The organism is Saccharopolyspora antimicrobica, from assembly GCF_003635025.1.
GTDB classification, from domain to species: domain Bacteria; phylum Actinomycetota; class Actinomycetes; order Mycobacteriales; family Pseudonocardiaceae; genus Saccharopolyspora; species Saccharopolyspora antimicrobica.
In genome coordinates this window covers 5,862,088-5,880,624 of sequence record NZ_RBXX01000002.1, presented here as the reverse complement: position 1 = coordinate 5,880,624, position 18,537 = coordinate 5,862,088, and the positions used below count along the sequence as shown (strand labels likewise).

Below are 18,537 nucleotides of genomic sequence, written 5' to 3'. Positions count from 1 at the left end.
GATGTACGAGATCAGGTCAGCGATCTTGCCCGAACCCACTGACACCCAGCCGCTCGCCGGCCGGTCGATCCGCGTCGCGTTGGCGTTGGCCTGCGGGGGAAATCCCCCGGGATGTCGCGATCTGTCTTATGGCACTGGGAAATCCTGTTACTTTCGGGTTGCCGTCGGCAGGTAGATCGTCGGCGTGCACGAGCGGGCTGGGGACGGATACGACGAACGCTCGACACTGGGGACGAAACGTGCCGGTACTTGCTGGGCAACCGCATCACGGCGGCGAGCTGCAGCGTCGCGGACCGCTCGGACGACCTGCGGCACCAGTACCGGTGCGCGAGGGATTCCTCTGATCCCGCAACGGGATCCTGGCTGCGGTCCACAGCACCGCCGGGCTCACGACTCGATGACCGAGGTCCTGGCCAGGTCGCGGTATCCGGTCATCGTCGCCGGTGACGGCGTCGGCGAAGCCCGGGCGTGGCGCGAGCTGCAGGACTTGGCGACGGCCATCGGCGCGCCGGTGTACAACGAGCAGCTCAGCAGCTACCTCAACTACCCGTACCACCTGGCGCATGCGCGGGGTGAGCTGCCGAGCGTTCAGCAACAGGTCAGGCAAGTCCTGGGGCGCAAGGACCCGGCGCCGCCCAGGTCGTCGGCGGGTTCCACGGGGTGTGGTCCCTGAAGTGACCGTTGGGCTCCTGGGCCACCGGTGAGATCGCCGCGTCGGGACGCCTCCTCGACCTCACGAATCGGGCCTGGCGAAGGCCATGCGTCAGCCGCCGCCCGGCGGGTCGAGCGTCACGCCGGTGATGGCCTTGATCTCCTGCAAGCAGATCTCCTGTATCGGCACCTCGTCGTAGTTGCTGAGGACGACGCCCACCCAGCCGGTGTCCGGGTAGATGGTCCAGTTGGCGGAGCTGCCACCGGTGCCGCCGCCGCGCCCGATCACCCACTGGCCGCCGATGATCGAGACCGGCATCGTGTACGCCTCGTACGACGTGGGGCCGTGACCGGGGAGCTTCGGACCGGCGAACAGGTCGGCGTAGGGGCGATCCAGCACCGTGCCGTCGTACAGCGCGTTCGCGAACCGGACCAGGTCCGGCGCGGTGGCGAAGCCGTCGCCCGAGGCGTGGCCGATGAAGCCGCGGCCCGGGTTCCGCTCCCCCTTGTCCAGGTTGTGGACGGCGTCGACCCGGCTGCCGTCCGGCTGGAGCAGGTACGAGTGCGCGATGTGCTCGTCGGTGAGCCACTGTTCCCTGGTGTAGAACGCCGAGCCGGTCATGCCGCAGCGGCCGAAGACGTGCTGGTGCACGTAGTCCCAGAACGTCGTGCCGGTCACGGCCTCCACGATCTGCGCGGCGATCGCCAGGGCGGCACCACCGCCGGGGCGGTGGCTGTTGTCGCCCGAGCCCGGAACGGCCACCAGTTCGGCCTGCCGGGTCCACTGCTCGTGGTACTCGTGCACCTCCGCCTTGCTGTGGAAGACGCGTTGCCAGTCCGGCATCGGGGCGTCCAGCCCGGAGAGCGGGGTGAGCAGGTGGTGGATGGTCACCTGCTCGGCGATCTCGCGGGCGAAACCCGTCAGATAGGTGCCCACCGTGTCCGACAGTGACACCTCGCCCTGCTGCACCAACTGCAGGATGGCCACCGACAAGAACGGCTGGCTCCCCGAGGAGAGGTTGACCGCGACGCCCTCGTGGTTGCGGATGCCCTTCTCCTCGTCGGCCATGCCGTAGCTGCGCGAAAGCACCGTCCGCCCCCAGTGCGACAGCAGCACCACGCCGGAGAACTTGTCCGCCGCGGCCAGCTCCGCCACGTACCGGTCGTAGGCCCCGCCGGGCTGGGTGTCCGGCGGGATCCGGTCGCGCCACGACGGCTCGGCGGCGGCGCGGCCGAGCCCCACCAGCGGCGCGGCGGCCGCCAACCCGCCCCACCCGAGCAGCAGCCGCCGGTCGACACCACGTGCGGAATCCGAGTACACGATCACAGTCCTTCCCCGTTCGGCAGAACCGACCCGCGCCACTCCTGTGCGGATGCGCTGCGGTGCACGCCTTCACCGAAGACGAAGGACTGTTGCCGTGGCGTATGCGATTTTCGATATGCCCGCGATACACCCGACCGCTCTGGAAGTGCGGGTTCCTCCCCGGGCTCGGTGGTTCAGCCGCTGACCCGCTCGAAGATCTTGCGTTCGGCGTCGGCGGCTTCGCCGTGGGTGGCTTCGGCTTGAACCCGTTGGTAGGACTCGATCAGCAGCTGGCAGTTGGTCATCACCGACGCGTGGATGCTGGCGAACTGGGCGGCTTCCGGCCGGTTCCAGGTCTTCTGCACCTCGCTGATCACGGCCGTCGTGTCGATCGGCACGACACCTGCCTGGATCATCCGCGCGACCGTGAGCTCCTCCGAGAGCTTGGAGTAGGTCCCGGAGGCGTCGATGACCCCGTAGACGGTGTAGCCGTCGGCGAGCGCGCTGATGGCCGGCTCGGCGACGCACACCGACGTGATGACGCCTGAGATGATCAGCGACCGCTTGCCGGTGTCGGCGACGGCCTGGCGGAATTCGGGCGTGTCCCAGGCGTTGACCTGGCCGGCGCAGGCCACGTAGCGGGCCTTCGGAGCGCTTTCGTGGATCTCGGGAATCAGCGGCCCGTTGGGGCCGTCCGGCACCGAGGCAGTGGTGATCACCGGCATGTCGACCAGGGCGGCCAGCCGGGCCAGGGCCACGGCGTTGGCCCGCGCCTGCCGGTAGGACTGGTCGCTGACCACTTGGAACAGGCCGCTTTGGTGATCGATCAGGAGCATTGCGGCGTCATCCGGGTTGATCAGCCCGGGAGCGTTCCAGGCGTCCTACTCCCACCTCATGCCGCTGGTCCTGCCGGTGGCCGACCTCGCCCGCAGGGCGGGCCACGAGGTCGCCGTCGCCACCGGGCCCGGCATGGCCGAGCACATCAGGCGGATCGGGGTGCGCGCGCTGACCCTCCCGAACGCCGTGACCAGGGGGGACATCGCGAAGGATCCCGAGCTGACCGCCGAGGCCGGTATCGCCCGGCCGACAGGCCACCCCGGCTCGGCCACGCGATCGCAGCGCTGCCCAGCGATCGCCCGCTCGTCCTGGCGAGCCTGGGCTCCAACGCGCCCGGCTTCCTGGGCGACGGTCCGTCCATTCTGGACTCGGTCGTCGAAGCGCTCGGCGAGCTCCCGGTGACGGGAGTGGTCGCGATCGGTGCCGACCGCGATCCTCAGCACTGGCGGGGAACTCGTGCCGACAACGTCCACCTGACCTCTTTCGTGCAGCAGAGGTTGTTGCTCGCGGCCACCGACGTGTTCATCACGCACGCGGGCTTCAACGGGACGCGCGAAGCCCTCGGCGCGGGGGTGCCCATGGTGACGATCCCCATGTTCGCCGAACAGCCCGCCAACGCCGCGCGAGTCACCGAACTCGGGGCCGGCGTCCGCATCGAGCTCGAACGCGCTGCTCCGCAAGCGATCCGTTCAGCGGTCCAGCAGGTCCTCACCGACCCGAGCTTCCGGGCGCGTGCCCGCGGAGTGCAGCGCAGCATGCTGGCGCTGCCGCCCCTGAGCCGGATCACCGACGACCTCACGGGCCTGTTCGGCTAGCCGTCGGCGGTTTCCTGCTCCGCCGAATCGAGCAACCGGTTTCGCAGCCGCCCGAAAACCTCGGTGAGCACGCGCAGTTCGTGCTCGTCGAGGTCGTCGGTGAAGATCGCCTGGATCTGGCCGACATGGCTCGGCCCGGCTTCGCGCAGCGTTTCGAGACCCGTCGCGGTGAGCACCGCGTAGTTGACCCGCTTGTCGTCCTCGCCGGGCTGCCGGAGCACCAGACCGCGTCGCTCCATCGACTTGACCTGGTAGGTCACCCGGCTCGATGAGAACACCATCTTGCTGCCCAGCTCGCCCATGCGCAGCCGGTTGCCCGGCGCTTCGGACAGCAGGAGCAGGTGCGCGCCAACACCGTGGCGCTCGCCCGGACGGCCGACCTGCTGGGCATCCCGGTGATCACCACGGCGTCGGTGCCGGACGGACCCAACGGCCCGCTGATGCCCGAGATCCACGAAGTCGCTCCCAAGGCGCAGTACGTGGCCCGCAACGGCGAGATCAACGCCTGGGACACGCCTGCGTTCCGGGAGGCCGTCGCGGCCACCGGGCGGCGCACGCTGATCATGGCGGCCGTCATCACGTCGGTGTGCCTGGCCGAACCCGCCATCAGCGCGATCGGCGACGGCTACACCGTCTACGGCGTCGTGGACGCTTCCGGCACCTACTCCAAGCTGTCGCAGGAGCTGGCGGTCGCCCGGATGACCACCGCCGGAGTGGTTCCGATCGACACGGCGGCCACCATCAGCGAGCTGCAGCGGACCTGGAACAGGCCGGAGGCGCCCGAGTTCGCCAGCACCTACGCATCGGTCATGACCAACTACCAGCTGTTGATCGAGTCCTACCAGCGCGCTCAGGCCGAAGCCACCCGGGCTGACGGCGCCGACGCCGAGCGCAAGCTCGCCAACCGCTGATCGAGGCCGATGCCCCCGGGTTGCCGGAACCCCGACCTCCGGCAACCCGGGGAGCACGTCAGACCGCCGAGGACGCGTGCCGACCGCGGTCAGCGGGCGAGCTTCAGCGCTTTGGCGTAGCGGTTGATCGGCGGGAGCCAGCAGAAGACGAGCGTCAGCAGAGCGCAGGGCCAGGCGGCCACGAGCATGCCGCCGACGATGTCCGATCCCATGGCCGAGGTGCCGATCGCGGCGAAGTGGACGATGAAGGCGAGCACCGAGAACACGGTGAGCAGCACTCGGGCCCAGATCGTGCGGGCGAAGACCGTCCACACCAGCAGCAGGACGCCGAAACCGATCTCGATGCCCGCCCAGGTGGCCATGGCGCCCTGGAAGTCGGCGACGAAGCCTTCCCACTGGCCGGTGCTGCGCATCAGCTCGACGAACGCGTCCTCGCTGAGGCCCGCTTCGTCCATCAGGGCGGGTTCGATGCGGTTGATGTTGTTGACCAGCTCGTCCTCGGCCAGCTGGCGGCCGCCGGCGAGGTTCAGGATCCCGGCGACGATCGGCAGCAGTCCGGACATCCCGGCGAAGAACTGAAGGATGATCAGCACCACCGGGCGCTTCGGCATCTGCACGGGCGCAGGCGCGGTGACGGGGGCGTAGGTCATGGTCGGCGTGTCTCCTCTTGGGGGTGCGGTGCAGGCGCCGCCCGACGCGCCGGCGGAGTCGGTCCCGGCTTTCGGGTGCGGCAGTTGCTCAGATGCGGCCCACCCCGTTCCGGTTCACCGTTCCCGCCAAGCGTTACCCGCTCGATATCGACAGCGGACCCGGAAACCCTTTACCAGCAAAAGGAACCCGTAGATCAGCTGGACTGTCGTCGAGATCAGTCGCATCCGTCCACAGTGGCCTCCTATCGGCCGGTGCGGACAGTTCGCCGAACCGCGCTGCCGAGGAATCCCCTCGCCAAGATGCACCAGCGCGAGCCTGGGCCAGGACTGCGCGGGCACCTCGAGTTGCGATTGACACCGCACCGGAGCGGGTGGCACTATCGCCGCCACACAGCTTGGAAACGTTTTCAGTTCTCCTCGGGTCCGGGCTGGAAACGTTTCCGCGGTCCAGCCGCGAACGACATGGAGGGACGATGACGTCGACACGGGCCACGCTCTTGCAGGTGGCCGAGCGTGCGGGGGTTTCGCTGGCCTCCACCTCCCGCGCCCTCCACGGGACCGGCGCGAGCAAGGCGATGGTCGAGCGGGTCCGGGCGGCGGCCGCCGAGCTCGGCTACAGCGTGGACGCGATCGGGCGGTCGCTGCGCATGAAGAAGACCTTCCAGATCGCCTTCGCCATCGCCGACATCGGCAACCCGGTCTACGTGGAGATGATGCGCGGCATCCACGAGGTGCTCGCCCCGCACGGCTTCCGGGTCGTGGTCATGACCACCGGCGACACCGCCGACTCCGCCGCCGACCTGGTGCGCAGCCTCAACAGCGGCTTCGTCGACGGGATGATCCTCGTGCCGCTGCGCACCGACGACCGGTTGATCGCGGAGATCCAGCAGGCCCCGGTGCCCGTCGTGGTCATCGGGCGCGCGATGAGCGACCACGGCGTCAGCTCGATCTCCACCGACTCCGCGGCCGGCATCGGTGCGGCCGTCGAGCACGTGCGCTCGTGCGGCCGCCGGCGCATCGGCTTCCTCAACGGCCCGCTCGACACGACACCGGGCGCGTCCCGGCAACGCGGCTTCGACGCGGCAGCCGGAGGGTTCGAGCGCGTCGAGACCGAGATCGCCGACGACTTCACCGTCAGCGCAGGGCTGACCGCCGCTCGGCGGCTCTTCGCCCGCACGTCCGGCCCCGCGGAGCGGCTCGACGCCGTCGTGGCGGCGAACGATCTGCTCGCCATCGGGGCGATCCGGGCCGCGCGCGAGTTCGGGCTGGCGGTGCCCGGCGACGTGGCCATGACCGGGATGGACGACACCGAGCTCGGCCGCGTGTTCCTGCCGAGCCTGACGAGCGTGTCCCTGGGCTCCACCGAGCGCGGGCGCGCGGCGGCCGAGCTCGTGCTCGGCCTCACCGACGATCCGGACCAGCCCGCGCGGCAGGTCGCCGTGGGGCCCGAGCTGATCGTGCGCGAGTCCACAACGGACGGACCGGCGTCATGACCACTCCCATGGTGCGCGCCCGGCGGCGCGAGGTCGCCGCGCTGGTCATGCCCTCGCTGATCCCGATCCTGGTGCTCAGCATCGCGCCGCTTGTCGTCGGGATCGCGCTCGCCTTCACCGACGCGCGGCTGGTCCGCAAGCCCGACTACGACGTGGTGGGGCTGGACAACTTCGCGCGCCTGGCGGGCAACTCGCTGTTCTGGGATTCGCTGCGGATCGGCCTGATCTGGACGGTCAGCGTCACGCTGCTCCAGCTCGTGGCCGCCATGGGCCTGGCGCTGCTGCTCAACTCGGGCCTGCGCCTGCAGGGCCTCACCCGGGTGCTCGCGCTCGTCCCGTGGGCGATGCCGCCCGTGGTCGTGGCGATCATGTGGCAGATGATCTACTCGGCCAACGGCGGCCCGCTCAACGCGTTCCTCGGCGGCATCGGCCTGCCCGGCGACATCAACTGGCTCGGGGACTTCTCCACCGCGCTGCCCGCCGTGATCGTCGTCGGCGTGTGGGTCGGGATGCCGCAGACCACCATCACGCTGCTGGCCGGTCTGCAGCAGATCCCCGCCGACCTGCACGAGGCGGCCGCCGTGGACGGCGCCGGGGCCTGGCGCCGGTTCACCGCCGTGACCTGGCCGAGCCTGCGCCCGATCGTCACCTCGATCACGTCGCTGAACTTCATCTGGAACTTCAACTCGTTCGCCCTGGTCTACGTGCTCACCGAGGGCGGCCCGGGCGGGCGGACGATGGTCCCGGTGCTCTTCGTCTACCTGGAAGCGTTCAAGAACCGCAACCTCGGTTACGCCGCCGCGATGGGCGTCGTGCTCGTCATCGTCATCGTGGCCGTGCTCGCCCTGTACCTGCGGGCGCAGTTCCGCCACGACCGCACCGAGAAAGCGCGGTGAGCCATGCGTCTCCTGATCCGTCCCGCCCAGTACGCGGCGCTCGCCGCCTACCTGCTGTTCCTCGGGTTCCCGCTGCTGTGGCTGATCTCGGCCTCGGTGAAGTCCTCCGCTGAGCTCAACTCGCTGTCGGTGAGCCTGCTGCCGCAGCAGTGGCACTGGGAGAACTACTCGCAGGCGCTCGACCGGCAGGGCCTCGTCCGCTCCGCGTGGAACAGCCTTGTCGTGGCGCTGGTGTCGACCGCGCTGGTGATCCTGATCGCCCTGCCCGCGTCGTACGTGCTCGCCCGGGTGAAGGGCAAGGTCCGGATGGCGGGCGTGACCTGGATCCTGGTGAGCCAGGTGTTCCCGGTCGTCCTCGTGGTCCTGCCGCTGTTCCTGGTGCTGCGGACGTTCGGGCTGACCGACAGCCTGGTCGGGCTGGTGCTCGTGCACACGACCTACATGCTGCCGTTCGCGCTGTGGATGCTGCAGGGCTACGTCGCGTCGGTGCCGGTCGAGCTCGAAGAGGCCGGGTCGATGGACGGCGCGAGCCGGTTCACCGTGCTCCGCGCGATCGTGTTCCCGCTGCTGACCCCGGGCATCGTCGCGACGGCGATGTTCAGCTTCGTCGCCTCGTGGAACGAGTTCTTCTTCGCCCTCGTCCTGCTGCAGTCGCCGGAGAACTACACGCTGCCGATCACGCTGAAGATGTTCATCGGCGGCGAGGGCAAGGTCGCGCTCGGGCCGCTCGCCGCGGGAGCGGTGCTCGCGGCGATTCCCAGCATCGTCTTCTTCACCCTCCTGCGCCGCAGGCTCACCAGTGGGCTCATGGCGGGGGCGGTGAAGGGATGAGTTTCACCCGCACCAGCCGTGAAAGGTGGACAATGAGGTCCAGACGCACGTTAATCGGCTCCTGCCTGCTGACCGCGAGCCTGCTGCTGACCGCTTGCGGCAGCGGCGGCGGCGAGTCGGGGCCGGTCACCATGACCTTCCAGTCCCTGTCCGACCAGCCGGCCGCGATCGAAGCGACGAACAAGATCGTGGAGGCCTGGAACCAGCAGCACCCCGATGCTCGGGTGGAGGTCGTGCCCGCGGGCTGGGACGGGGTCTACGACAAGCTCATCACCCAGTTCAACTCGGGCAGCGCACCCGACATCGTGCACTACGAGGCGGCCGGGATCGTCCCGTTCGCCAAGGACGGCTACCTCGCCGACCTCACCCCGCACCTGTCGGAGGAGAAGCGCGCGGACATCCCGAAGGGCGTGCTCGACTCCGTCACCGCCGACGGCAAGGTGATCGGCTACCCGACCGAGCTGCAGTCCTACGTGGTCTTCGCGAACAGGACGCTGCTCCAGCAGGCCGGCGTCGAGATCCCCACCGGCCCGACGATGTCCTGGGACCAGCTGCGGCAGATCGCCAAGGCCACCACCAAGGACGGCACCTACGGCCTCGGCTGGGGGCTGTCGAGCCCGACTGCGGCGTTCGTCGCGCTGGCACCCGGTTTCGGCGGGCAGTACTTCCAGGGCACTGGCGAGGCCACGACGGCCCAGATCGGCCAGGGCGAGATGGCGCTGCCCGAGCTCGTCAGCCAGATGGCCTTCCAGGACAAGTCGATCCTGCCGGTCACCCTCACTCAGTCCGGCGCCAAGGCGCTCGCCCCGTTCTACGCGGGCCAGGTCGCCATGACGGTGCAGGGATCGTTCCAGGCGGCGAACATCGCGAAGGACGCCCCGGCGGGCCTCGACTGGATCGTGCTGCCGCCGCTGGCGGGACCGGCCGGGCCCGCGCAGGCGGCCAACCCGCAGACCCTGTCGGTGAACGTCGACTCCGAGCACGTCGAGCAGGCCGCCGAGTTCATCGAGTTCTTCACCAGCACCGAGAACCTGGTGGCGCTCAACGAGGCGGACGCGCTGATCCCGCCGACCACCTCGGCGCGCAAGGCGCTGGCCGAGAAGCTCGGCTCGCAGAACGGCTGGGACGCCATCCTGGCCACCGGCGAGCACCTGACCTCGGCGCCGTACCTGTTCGTCGACAAGTACGCGCAGTGGAAGGACACCGTCGCCACGCCGGCCTACCAGCGGTTCCTCGCGCAGCAGACCGACGCCGCCGGGCTGGCCAAGGAACTCTCCGACGGCTGGCAGAACATCACGCGCTAGCAGTCGCACGCGGACCGGCGGCAGCACCGCCGCCGGTCCACTTCGGACAACGGAGCGCGGGCGAGCGGCCCGCGCGGGACGAGGAAGGGACCGGATCCGGTGACCTGGCTGGAGGACCGCGCGGTCGCGGTGATCACCGGCGCGGCGGTGGGCGATGCCCTCGGCGGCGCTACGGAGGGGTGGACGCCGGAGCAGATCGAGGAACGGCACGGCGGCCGGGTGACCGGCATCGTCGGCCCGTGGTACCCGAACTGGCGCGACGCGCGCCCCATCGCCCCGTACCACAAGGGCGACGGGCACATCACCGACGACACCCTGATGACCTGCGCGCTCGTCGAGGTGTACGCCAAGCGCCGCGCCCACCTCGACGCCTACGCGATGGCCGAGGACCTGGTCCCGCTGATGATCGGCGAGCCCCGGTGGGTGCCCGAGCTGGAGACCTCCGCACTGCTGCTGCAGCGGGTCTTCCTCGCGGAGAAGTGGATCGTCACCAAGCTCCACTACGGACACGCCGATCCGCGCGAGGCGGGCGCGGGCAACGTCGTCAACTGCGGGGCCGCGATGTACATCGCGCCGGTCGGGATCGCCAACGCGGGCGATCCGCGCGGTGCGTACGCGGAGGCGATCGACCTCACCGGCGCGCACCAGTCGAGCTACGGCCGGGAAGCGGCCGGGGTGCTGGCCGCGATGGTGGCTGCCTCGGTCGCTCCCGGTGCCGGGCTCGACGACGTGGTCGAAGCGGCTCTCTCGGTCGCCCACGACGGGACGGCCGCGGCTCTGCGCGCCGTCGTCGATGCGTTCTCGAATTCTATTCCGCCAAGCACCGACGAGCAGGAACGCGCGCTCGCGCGCCGCGTCCGCGAGGTCGTCGCACCGTTCGACTCGGTGGGGCCGCACTACCGGCAGATGTCGATGGACGCCCGGCGGCCGTCCCGGACGAAGTCGATCGAGGAGCTGCCCGCCGCGCTCGGGCTCGTGCTCGGCCACCGGGGCGAGTACCGCGGTTCGGTGCTGGCCTCGGTCAACTACGGCCGCGACGCCGACTCGATCGCCTCGATGGCGGGCGCGATCTGCGCGGGCCTCGGTGGCACCACCGTCGTGCCCGCGGAGTGGGTGGACGCGATCGACGAGGCCAGCCGCACTGATCTGCGCGCGACCGGGCGGCTGATGGCTTCAGCTGCGGCCGACATCCTCCGCGCCGACCGGGAACGAGCACTCGCGCGCGTTGCCGGCATCGGTGCCGCGATCGGAGAAGAGGCATGAGGCTCACCTGGGCGCAGCCGGAGGACCTGCTCGCCCACGAGCTGGTGCAGTCCGCGGCGGAGGGCAAGGACGTCGCCGAGATCCGCGATCGGTGGGTCGCCGCCGGTGGCGACCCGGTTCCCGCGGTGAGCGGTGCCAGCCCCGATCCGGCCACACCGGCGATGCGTTCGCTGGCACGCACGTTGCTCGACGAGCTCGACGCCATCGCCGCCGCACCGGCACCGGAGGAGCCCGACGACTGGGAGGCGATCCTCGCGCTGCTCCCACCCGCACCGGATCTGCCACGCCCGACGCGGGAACGGGCGCTCGGGGCGTGGACCGGTCGCGCGGCGGGCTGCCTGCTCGGCAAGCCGGTCGAGAAGATCCCGCGGCAAGGCATCGAGGAGATCCTGCGGGCGACCGGGCGCTGGCCGCTGAACCGGTACTTCACCGCCGTCGGACTCCCCCGCGACGTCGCGGAGCGCTGGCCGTGGAACCGGCGCTCCGCGGGCACGTCGCTGGAGGAGAACATCGCCGGGATGCCGGAGGACGACGACCTCAACTACCCGATGCTGGCGCTCTCCCTGCTCGAACGGCACGGCCGCGCGTTCACCACCGACGACGTCGCGCAGCTCTGGCTGGACAACCTCCCTGCCGGACGCGTGTTCACCGCGGAACGCGCTGCCTACCGCAACATCCTCGACGCCCGGCCCGTTCCGGGGACGGCGACGCACCACAACCCCTTCCGCGAGTGGATCGGCGCGCTCATCCGGACCGACGTCTTCGGCTGGGTGTCGCCGGGTGATGTGCGCGCTGCCGCGCGGCTGGCCTGGACCGACGCGCGGCTGAGCCACACGCGCAACGGTGTCTACGGGGCGATGTGGGCGGCGGCTCTCGCGTCCGCGGCGATGGTGTGCGATTCCGCGGAGGAAGTCCTGGACGCGGCGGAGTCGGTCGTCCCGCCGGACAGCCGCCTCGCCCGGGCGGTCCGGTTCGGCCGCGCGGTGGCGGCGGAGTCCGATGTGCGCACCGGGCTCGACCGCCTGCACGCGGAGTACGGGCACCTGCACTGGGTGCACGTGCTCAACAACGCGGCGGTCATCGCCTACGCGCTTGCCAAGGGCCAGGGCGAGTTCGGGCCGAGCGTTTCGGTCGCGGTGCTGGCGGGCTGGGACACCGACTCCGCGGCGGCGACCGTCGGCGGAGTCGTCGGAGCACTGCGCGGCGTGGAGGGCATCGGCGAGCAGTGGACCGCGCCGCTCGACGGGCGCATCGCGACCTCGCTGCCCGGCGGCGAGCAGCGCATCGCCGACCTCGCCGAACGCACCGCCGCGCTCTCGACCGGAGGAAAGGCACGATGACCTACGCGTTCGACCCGCTCGTTCCCCGCCCGATCGACCGGCAGACCGACGTGCCGGTGACCGGATCGCCGGACGCCGAGCTGCTCGACGAGGCCAAGATCTTCGCCGGGCCGTCCGATCCCGCCGACCGGCCCGCGTGGCGGCGGCTCCTGCACGAGTGGCGCGACGACGCCCGCAACCGCCACGGCTACACCGGCACCGCCTACGACCGGCCGGCGGCGGCCTGGGCGATGCGCTGCTACAGCGTCGCCCAGGTGTGGCTGTGGGACGAGCTGCTCTACTCGTTCGAGGACCGGCGGTTCACGCCGGAGCGCTTCATCGCCGACGCGCGCGAGCGCTTCGGCGGGCTGGACGCGGTCGTGCTGTGGCACGCCTACCCGATCATCGGGCTCGACGAGCGCAACCAGTGGGACTTCTACCGCGATGTGCCGGGCCTGTCCCGGCTCGTCGATGCCCTGCACGACGCGGGGCTGCACGTGTTCGTCGACTACAACCCGTGGGACGTCGGCACCCGGCGCGGCGAGGACGACCTGACCGAGCTCGCCTCGCTCGCCGCCGACCTCGACGCCGACGGCGTCTTCCTCGACACCCTCAAGAAGGCGGAACCGGAGTTCGTCGCGCGCCTCGAACGGGCCCGCCCCGGGATCGTGCTCGAAGGCGAGTCCAAGCTGCCCGTCGAGCGCATCGAGGACCACTCGTGCTCGTGGGCGCAGTTCTTCGCGGACTCGCCCGTGCCAGGAGTGCTGCGCGCCCACTGGTACGAGCGGCGGCACATGCAGCACCACGTTCGCCGCTGGCACCGCGACCACACCGAGGAGCTGCACTCGGCGTGGCTCAACGGCGTCGGCGTCATGGTGTGGGAGGTGGTGTTCGGCGTCTGGGTCGGCTGGTCGCGCCGGGACGCGGCGACCGTGCGACGCATGGTCACCGTCCAGCGCGCGGTCGGCGACCTGCTGCTCGCCGGTGAGTGGACGCCGCTCGCGGAACTCACCGACGACGCCGAGGCCACCGGGGTGTACGCATCGCGCTGGGAGCTGGGCGGTCTGACACTGTGGACGGTCGTCAACCGCGGCGAGGAGGACTACCCGGGGCCCGTGATTCCGGCGTCCGATGACGGCAGGCTGATCGATCTCTTCGGTGACGGCCTCGTGCCGGGGCGAGGCATCGGCGCGCTGCTGCACATCGCACCGGGTACCGCGGAGCCGACGTGGCTGTCTGAACTGCTCGAAGTGCTGCGCGGCATGCCCCACGACTCGGATGCGCGCTTCCCGCACCGCCTCGCGATTCGCCGCACGCCGGAACCGAGCTCCGGTGCGGCCGAACCGGGCGCCGTCGTCGTGCCCGCCGGGCCGTACGTGCTGACCGTGCGCTATCGCGCGCGCGAGACGGGCATGTACCAGGGCGCTCCCTACGTCGACGAGTGGAAGCCGCTTCCACCCAGGCTGCACGATGCGCGGACGCTGCAGCGGGACGGCGAACTCGCCGCGGCCGTCGCGGTCGCCGCGAGCGAGGTGACGAACGGGCAGTTCGCCGAGTTCCTCGAAGCGACGGGCTACCGGCCCGCCGAGGCACACCGGTTCCTCGCGCACTGGGTCGACGGCCGTCCGTCCACACCGGACGATCCGGTGACCTTCGTCGACCTCGACGACGCACGCGCCTACTGCGCCTGGCGCGGCGGCCGACTGCCCACCGAGGACGAATGGCAGCTCGCCGGCGAGACGGGCCGGTTGCGGCGCGGCGAGCCGGCCGTGTGGAACTGGACCGAGAGCGAGCACTCCGACGGCCGGACGCGGTTCGTCATGCTCAAGGGCGGCTGCGACTACCGCGCCGAGGGCGCCGACTGGTACGTGGAGGGCGGTCGGCGGGATCCGGACTTCAGCGTGAAGCTGCTGCTCCCCGGGCTGGGCCTGGCCCGCAGCGCGACGGTCGGCTTCCGCTGCGCCTGGGACTTGTCCACTGTGGAGGAGGTTCGATGACCGTATCCCGCGACCCGTCGGCGGGCGCCCTCGCCGGACTGCGCGTCGTCGACGCGTCCACGCTCTTCGCCGGGCCGATGGCCGCCATGCACCTCGGCGACATGGGCGCCGAGGTGATCAAGGTCGAGCACCCGGCCAAGCCCGATCCCTCGCGCACCCACGGCGTCGCGAAGGACGGCGTCAACCTGTGGTGGAAGACGCTGGGTCGCAACAAGCGCACGGTCACCGCCGACCTCGCCGACGAAGGCGGCCGCGAGGTGTTCCTCGCGCTCGCCGCGACGGCGGACGTGGTGATCGAGAACTTCCGGCCCGGCACCCTCGAGCGGTGGGGCCTCGGCTACGAAGAGCTGTCGGCCAGGAATCCGGGGCTGGTGCTCGCCCGCGTCACGGGGTTCGGGCAGCTCGGCCCCTACCGGGCGCGGCCCGGCTTCGGCACGCTGGCCGAGGCGATGAGCGGGTTCGCCGCGACGACCGGTGAACCCGACGGCCCGCCGACGCTCCCGCCCTTCGGCCTCGCCGACGGCGTCGCCTCGCTCGCCACGGCCTTCGCGATCATGGTGGCGTTGTCCAGCCGCGAGCAGCGCGGACGGGGCCAGGTGGTGGACGTGGCGATCATCGAACCGATCCTCGCGATGCTCGGCCCGCAGATCACCCGCTGGGACCAGCTGCGCACCGTTCAGCCGCGCACGGGCAACCGCTCGACCAACAACGCGCCGCGCAACACCTACCGAACCAGCGACGGCCACTGGGTCGCCGTTTCCACTTCGGCCCAATCGGTCGCCGAGCGGGTCGTGCGGCTCGTCGGCCGGCCCGATCTCGTCGAGCAACCGTGGTTCGCCAGCGGCGCCGATCGCGCGCGTCACGCCGACGAGCTCGACGAGGCCGTGGGCGCGTGGATCGCCCAGCGCACGCGCGAGGACGTTGTGGCCGCGTTCGAGGCGGCGCAGGCCGCTATCGCACCGATCTACGACGCCGCCGACATCGTGGCCGACCCGCAGTTCCGCGCGCTGGGCACGATCCACGAGATCACCGACCCCGAGCTGGGGCCGACGCTGATGCAGGGCCCGCTGTTCAGGTTGTCCGGCAACGACGGCGTCATCGGCTTCACCGGCCGCCCGCACGGCGCCGACACCGGCGAAGTGCTCGACGAGCTCGGGTTCACTCCGGAACGGATCGCCGAACTGCGCGCCCGGGGGGCGGTATGAGCCAAGCGCCTCCCCCGCTGACCCTGCTGTACGTGCCCGCCGACCGGTCGGACCGGGTGGCCAAGGCGCTCGCCTCGAACGCCGACGTCGTGCTCGTGGACCTCGAAGACGCGGTCGCCCCGGCGCGCAAGGACGAAGCTCGCGCGAACGTGCTGCGGATGCTCGCCGACGCGCCCACCGACCGCCCCGTGCAGGTGCGCATCAACCACCCGAGCACGCCATGGCACGACGACGACGTCGCCGCGCTCGCCGACCTTCCGCTCGACGTAGGCGCCCGTGTTCCCAAGGTCGAGGCGGCCGAGGAGGTCCGGAGGCTCGCAACCGCGCTGCCGGACCGAGCGCTGCACCTGCTCATCGAGTCGGCGCTCGGTGTCGAACACGCCCTGGACATCGCCACGGCCGCGCCGCAGGTGGCATCGATCGGGCTCGGCGAGGCCGACCTGCGCTCGGATCTGCGCGTGGTCGACGAAGCGGGCCTTTCGTGGGCGCGCAGCCGAGTGGTCGTCGCGGCCCGCGCAGCACGCCTGCCACCGCCGGTCATGTCGGCCTACCCGAACGTCCGCGACCTGGACGGCCTGGCGGAATCGTGCCGAACCGGCCGAACCCTCGGCTTCCGCGGGCGCACAGCGATCCACCCGGCACAGCTGAACGCGATCCGAACAGCCTTCCTCCCGACGGCCGAGGAAGTGCAGCGGGCCCGCGAGGTCATCGCCCTCCTGGACGGCGCGACGGCAGCAGGAGTCGGAGCCCTCGCCCTCCCGGACGGCACCTTCCTCGACGTGGCAATGCTCGAACAAGCCCGCACCATCCTCGCCCTCGCCACCTGACGCGCGCTGCGATCGGCGGGTGGCTGTCCTAGCGTTGGCAGCCATGACCGCACGGAACCGGGGGCATCGCCGCAGTCGGGATTCCCGGCGGGAGCACCTGTCGATCAATCCGGTGTTCGTCGCCGAACCGGCTCAGGTGCCGCGCAACCGGCTGCCCGCGCGGGCACTCGATCCCGACGTGGCCTACCAGATCGTGCACGACGAGCTGATGCTGGACGGCAACGCGCGGCTCAACCTGGCCACGTTCGTCACCAGCTGGATGGAGCCGCAGGCCGACCGGTTGATGGCGGAGTGCTTCGACAAGAACGTGATCGACAAGGACGAGTACCCGCGCACGGCCGCGCTGGAGCAGCGGTGCGTGCGGATGCTCGCGGACCTGTGGCACGCACCCGAACCCGAGTCCACCATCGGCTGCTCCACCACGGGTTCCAGCGAGGCGTGCATGCTGGCGGGGTTGGCGCTCAAACGCCGTTGGCAGCACGCCCGGCGCGCGGCAGGCCGTCCGGCCGACCGGCCGAACATCGTGATGGGCGCCAACGTCCAGGTCTGCTGGGAGAAGTTCGCGAACTACTTGGACGTCGAGGCGCGGTTGGTGCCGATGGAAGGAGAGCGCTTCCACCTCGACGCCGCCGAAGCCGTCGCCCGCTGCGACGAGAACACCATCGGGGTGGTGGCGGTGCTGGGTTCCACCTTCGACGGCAGCTACGAGCCGGTGGCCGAGATCTGCGCCGCGCTTGACCGGTTGTCCGCCGAGCGCGGCTGGGACGTCCCGGTGCACGTCGACGGCGCTTCCGGGGCGATGATCGCACCGTTCTGCGACCCCGGCCTGCACTGGGACTTCCGGCTGCCCCGGGTCGCCTCGATCAACACCTCCGGGCACAAGTACGGCCTGGTCTACCCGGGTGTGGGCTGGGTGGTGTGGCGGGAAGCGGCCGCGCTGCCGCAGGACCTCGTCTTCGACGTCGACTACCTCGGCGGCAGCATGCCGACGTTCGCGCTGAACTTCTCCCGGCCGGGCGGGCAGGTGGTCGCGCAGTACTACGCGTTCCTGCGGTTGGGCTTCGAGGGCTTCCGCCGGGTCCAGCAGAACTGCCGGGACGTGGCGAGCTCGCTGGCCGACCGGATCGCCGGGATCGGACCGTTCCGGATGCTCACCCGGGGAGACCAGCTGCCGGTGTTCGCCTTCACGCTGCGGGAGGAGGTCACCGGCTACTCCGTCTTCGACGTGTCGGCGCACCTGCGGGAGCGCGGTTGGCTGGTCCCGGCCTACGCGTTCCCGGCCAACCGCACCGACCTGTCGGTGCTGCGGATCGTGGTCCGCAACGGCTTCACCCACGACCTGGCGGATCTCCTGGCCGGAGACCTCGAACGCGCGGTCGCGGAGCTGCGGCGCCAGCCCGAACCGGTGCGCGGCGCGGAGCACAGCTCGTTCGCGCACGGCACGGGCAGCGCGCAGCAGGGCTGATCGGTCAGCAGCCCTTGAAGCGGGTGTCCGCTGCCCAGCCGGTGTTGGCCCAGGTCCGCGGAACCGCCGGGGCGAAGCCGGGGTACTGCTCGGCCAGCTCGCCGAGCAGCCAGTTGCTGAAGCGGGCCGCGCCCTGCGGGCAGGTGTGGATGCCGTCGTCGCTGCGGTCGGGCTTGCCGTCCCTGATCTGCTGGTAGGTGCTGCCCCACACCTCGCCGGCGTCGAGCACACTGGCCCAGCCCGCCGAACCCGCCGCGACCGCTCGGGCGGCCTCGGGAGCGCGGTCCAGGTCGGCCACGTGCGGCGCGTAGAAGTCGTCGGGCTTGATCGGCGGCATCGTGACGAAGACCAGCTTCGCGCCGATCCCGGTCACGGTGGTCAGCAGCTTGCCGTAGGCGGCCTGCTGCTCGTGCGGGCTGCCCCAGTCGTAGGACGTGATCTGGTAGATGACCACGCCGGGTTCAGCGGAGCTGAGCTTCCCCGGCAGCTCCTTCCACTGCTCGTCGGCGAACGGTCCGACGACGTTCCCGCCGCCGTCGGAGGCCAGCGACTGGAATTCGACCCCGCTGGCCTCGAACGCCGCGGCCAGGGGCAACGCCTCCCCCGCCGCGACGGAGTCGCCGAGGAGGACCACCTTGGACAGTGGCTGGTCGCCCGCACCGGCAGGCGATCCGGTCGTGGTGGCGCAGGCGGTGGTCAGCAGGAAAAGCCCGGTCAGGCCGAGGACGAGGTTTCGCGTCTTGCTCATGGTTTCGACGATGCCGCCGCCG

Annotated in this window: 18 protein-coding genes and 1 pseudogene; 14 read left to right on the top strand and 5 right to left on the bottom strand. The window is 70.9% G+C overall.

What is annotated here, in order from left to right; genetic code table 11:
* Positions 1 to 397: 397 nt before the first annotated feature.
* Positions 398 to 673 (top strand): hypothetical protein, encoded by a 276-nt coding sequence (locus tag ATL45_RS28090; protein ID WP_093148686.1) that lies wholly within the window; start codon positions 398 to 400, stop codon positions 671 to 673.
* Positions 674 to 763: 90 nt separating this feature from the next.
* On the opposite strand, the gene ATL45_RS28085 is transcribed toward ATL45_RS28090, so the two are convergent.
* Positions 764 to 1,972 (bottom strand): serine hydrolase domain-containing protein, encoded by a 1,209-nt coding sequence (locus ATL45_RS28085; protein WP_093149728.1) that lies wholly within the window; start codon positions 1,970 to 1,972, stop codon positions 764 to 766.
* A gap of 176 nt (positions 1,973 to 2,148) precedes the next feature.
* Entirely contained in the window at positions 2,149 to 2,790 is a 642-nt protein-coding gene (locus tag ATL45_RS28080; RefSeq protein ID WP_093148689.1) for an isochorismatase family protein, read from the bottom strand.
* A 16-nt stretch (positions 2,791 to 2,806) separates the two neighbouring features.
* Here ATL45_RS28080 and ATL45_RS39795 point away from each other — a divergent pair, with 16 nt between their 5' ends.
* On the top strand, positions 2,807 to 3,193 hold the full coding sequence (locus ATL45_RS39795; protein ID WP_246025908.1) for a glycosyltransferase family protein: 387 nt from the start codon (positions 2,807 to 2,809) through the stop codon (positions 3,191 to 3,193).
* The gene (locus tag ATL45_RS39790) at positions 3,190 to 3,606 is read left to right on the top strand and encodes a glycosyltransferase (RefSeq protein ID WP_342775311.1); all 417 of its coding nucleotides are present in this window, start codon (positions 3,190 to 3,192) and stop codon (positions 3,604 to 3,606) included. The genes ATL45_RS39795 and ATL45_RS39790 overlap by 4 nt, the downstream gene beginning before the upstream one ends.
* Here ATL45_RS39790 and ATL45_RS28070 read toward each other — a convergent pair.
* Positions 3,603 to 3,938: a MarR family winged helix-turn-helix transcriptional regulator gene (locus tag ATL45_RS28070; protein ID WP_281276088.1), complete on the bottom strand. Its 336-nt coding sequence runs from the start codon at positions 3,936 to 3,938 to the stop codon at positions 3,603 to 3,605. The two genes, ATL45_RS39790 and ATL45_RS28070, sit on opposite strands and share 4 nt — an antisense overlap.
* On the opposite strand from ATL45_RS28070, the pseudogene ATL45_RS28065 reads away from it, so the two are divergent.
* Positions 3,936 to 4,517, top strand: a pseudogene (locus ATL45_RS28065) (isochorismatase family protein); the annotation flags it as partial. The gene ATL45_RS28070 and the pseudogene ATL45_RS28065 sit on opposite strands and share 3 nt — an antisense overlap.
* A gap of 89 nt (positions 4,518 to 4,606) precedes the next feature.
* Here ATL45_RS28065 and ATL45_RS28060 read toward each other — a convergent pair.
* Complete coding sequence (locus ATL45_RS28060) at positions 4,607 to 5,167, bottom strand: hypothetical protein (protein WP_093148705.1); 561 nt, start codon at positions 5,165 to 5,167, stop codon at positions 4,607 to 4,609.
* A gap of 473 nt (positions 5,168 to 5,640) precedes the next feature.
* On the opposite strand from ATL45_RS28060, the gene ATL45_RS28055 reads away from it, so the two are divergent.
* From ATL45_RS28055 to gad, 10 genes are all read left to right on the top strand, one after another.
* Complete coding sequence (locus ATL45_RS28055; RefSeq protein ID WP_093148709.1) at positions 5,641 to 6,660, top strand: LacI family DNA-binding transcriptional regulator; 1,020 nt, start codon at positions 5,641 to 5,643, stop codon at positions 6,658 to 6,660.
* Entirely contained in the window at positions 6,657 to 7,556 is a 900-nt protein-coding gene (locus ATL45_RS28050; RefSeq protein ID WP_093148712.1) for a carbohydrate ABC transporter permease, read from the top strand. The genes ATL45_RS28055 and ATL45_RS28050 overlap by 4 nt, the downstream gene beginning before the upstream one ends.
* 3 nt (positions 7,557 to 7,559) lie before the next feature.
* Positions 7,560 to 8,387: a carbohydrate ABC transporter permease gene (locus ATL45_RS28045; protein WP_093148715.1), complete on the top strand. Its 828-nt coding sequence runs from the start codon at positions 7,560 to 7,562 to the stop codon at positions 8,385 to 8,387.
* 32 nt (positions 8,388 to 8,419) lie between these two features.
* The gene (locus tag ATL45_RS28040; protein WP_093148719.1) at positions 8,420 to 9,691 is read left to right on the top strand and encodes an ABC transporter substrate-binding protein; all 1,272 of its coding nucleotides are present in this window, start codon (positions 8,420 to 8,422) and stop codon (positions 9,689 to 9,691) included.
* Positions 9,692 to 9,790: 99 nt separating this feature from the next.
* The gene (locus tag ATL45_RS28035) at positions 9,791 to 10,954 is read left to right on the top strand and encodes an ADP-ribosylglycohydrolase family protein (protein WP_093148723.1); all 1,164 of its coding nucleotides are present in this window, start codon (positions 9,791 to 9,793) and stop codon (positions 10,952 to 10,954) included.
* The gene (locus ATL45_RS28030; protein ID WP_093148727.1) at positions 10,951 to 12,294 is read left to right on the top strand and encodes an ADP-ribosylglycohydrolase family protein; all 1,344 of its coding nucleotides are present in this window, start codon (positions 10,951 to 10,953) and stop codon (positions 12,292 to 12,294) included. Before ATL45_RS28035 ends, ATL45_RS28030 begins: the two co-directional genes overlap by 4 nt.
* The gene (locus tag ATL45_RS28025) at positions 12,291 to 14,270 is read left to right on the top strand and encodes an SUMF1/EgtB/PvdO family nonheme iron enzyme (RefSeq protein WP_093148731.1); all 1,980 of its coding nucleotides are present in this window, start codon (positions 12,291 to 12,293) and stop codon (positions 14,268 to 14,270) included. The genes ATL45_RS28030 and ATL45_RS28025 overlap by 4 nt, the downstream gene beginning before the upstream one ends.
* On the top strand, positions 14,267 to 15,475 hold the full coding sequence (locus ATL45_RS28020; RefSeq protein WP_093148734.1) for a CaiB/BaiF CoA transferase family protein: 1,209 nt from the start codon (positions 14,267 to 14,269) through the stop codon (positions 15,473 to 15,475). Before ATL45_RS28025 ends, ATL45_RS28020 begins: the two co-directional genes overlap by 4 nt.
* Positions 15,472 to 16,302 carry an HpcH/HpaI aldolase/citrate lyase family protein gene (locus ATL45_RS28015; protein WP_093148738.1) on the top strand — a complete coding sequence of 277 codons (831 nt, stop codon included), beginning with the start codon at positions 15,472 to 15,474 and terminating at the stop codon, positions 16,300 to 16,302. The genes ATL45_RS28020 and ATL45_RS28015 overlap by 4 nt, the downstream gene beginning before the upstream one ends.
* Positions 16,303 to 16,345: 43 nt before the next feature.
* Positions 16,346 to 17,767, top strand: coding sequence for a glutamate decarboxylase (gene gad / locus ATL45_RS28010; protein ID WP_093148741.1), 1,422 nt, complete (start codon positions 16,346 to 16,348; stop codon positions 17,765 to 17,767).
* Positions 17,768 to 17,771: 4 nt separating this feature from the next.
* Here the strand turns inward: gad and ATL45_RS28005 are convergent, their stop codons facing one another.
* Positions 17,772 to 18,515, bottom strand: a complete 744-nt coding sequence (locus tag ATL45_RS28005) for an SGNH/GDSL hydrolase family protein (RefSeq protein ID WP_246025588.1) — start codon at positions 18,513 to 18,515, stop codon at positions 17,772 to 17,774.
* Between the last annotated feature and the right edge of the window lie 22 nt (positions 18,516 to 18,537).

Excerpts from the sequence above, each read along its gene's own strand:
- ATL45_RS28090 (WP_093148686.1), top strand. The coding sequence starts at position 398 with ATGACCGAGGTCCTGGCCAGGTCGCGGTATCCGGTCATCGTCGCCGGT.
- ATL45_RS28080 (WP_093148689.1), bottom strand. The coding sequence starts at position 2,790 with ATGCTCCTGATCGATCACCAAAGCGGCCTGTTCCAAGTGGTCAGCGAC.
- ATL45_RS28060 (WP_093148705.1), bottom strand. The coding sequence starts at position 5,167 with ATGACCTACGCCCCCGTCACCGCGCCTGCGCCCGTGCAGATGCCGAAG.
- ATL45_RS28055 (WP_093148709.1), top strand. The coding sequence starts at position 5,641 with ATGACGTCGACACGGGCCACGCTCTTGCAGGTGGCCGAGCGTGCGGGG.
- ATL45_RS28050 (WP_093148712.1), top strand. The coding sequence starts at position 6,657 with ATGACCACTCCCATGGTGCGCGCCCGGCGGCGCGAGGTCGCCGCGCTG.
- ATL45_RS28045 (WP_093148715.1), top strand. The coding sequence starts at position 7,560 with ATGCGTCTCCTGATCCGTCCCGCCCAGTACGCGGCGCTCGCCGCCTAC.
- ATL45_RS28040 (WP_093148719.1), top strand. The coding sequence starts at position 8,420 with ATGAGGTCCAGACGCACGTTAATCGGCTCCTGCCTGCTGACCGCGAGC.
- ATL45_RS28030 (WP_093148727.1), top strand. The coding sequence starts at position 10,951 with ATGAGGCTCACCTGGGCGCAGCCGGAGGACCTGCTCGCCCACGAGCTG.
- ATL45_RS28025 (WP_093148731.1), top strand. The coding sequence starts at position 12,291 with ATGACCTACGCGTTCGACCCGCTCGTTCCCCGCCCGATCGACCGGCAG.
- ATL45_RS28020 (WP_093148734.1), top strand. The coding sequence starts at position 14,267 with ATGACCGTATCCCGCGACCCGTCGGCGGGCGCCCTCGCCGGACTGCGC.
- ATL45_RS28015 (WP_093148738.1), top strand. The coding sequence starts at position 15,472 with ATGAGCCAAGCGCCTCCCCCGCTGACCCTGCTGTACGTGCCCGCCGAC.
- gad (WP_093148741.1), top strand. The coding sequence starts at position 16,346 with ATGACCGCACGGAACCGGGGGCATCGCCGCAGTCGGGATTCCCGGCGG.
- ATL45_RS28005 (WP_246025588.1), bottom strand. The coding sequence starts at position 18,515 with ATGAGCAAGACGCGAAACCTCGTCCTCGGCCTGACCGGGCTTTTCCTG.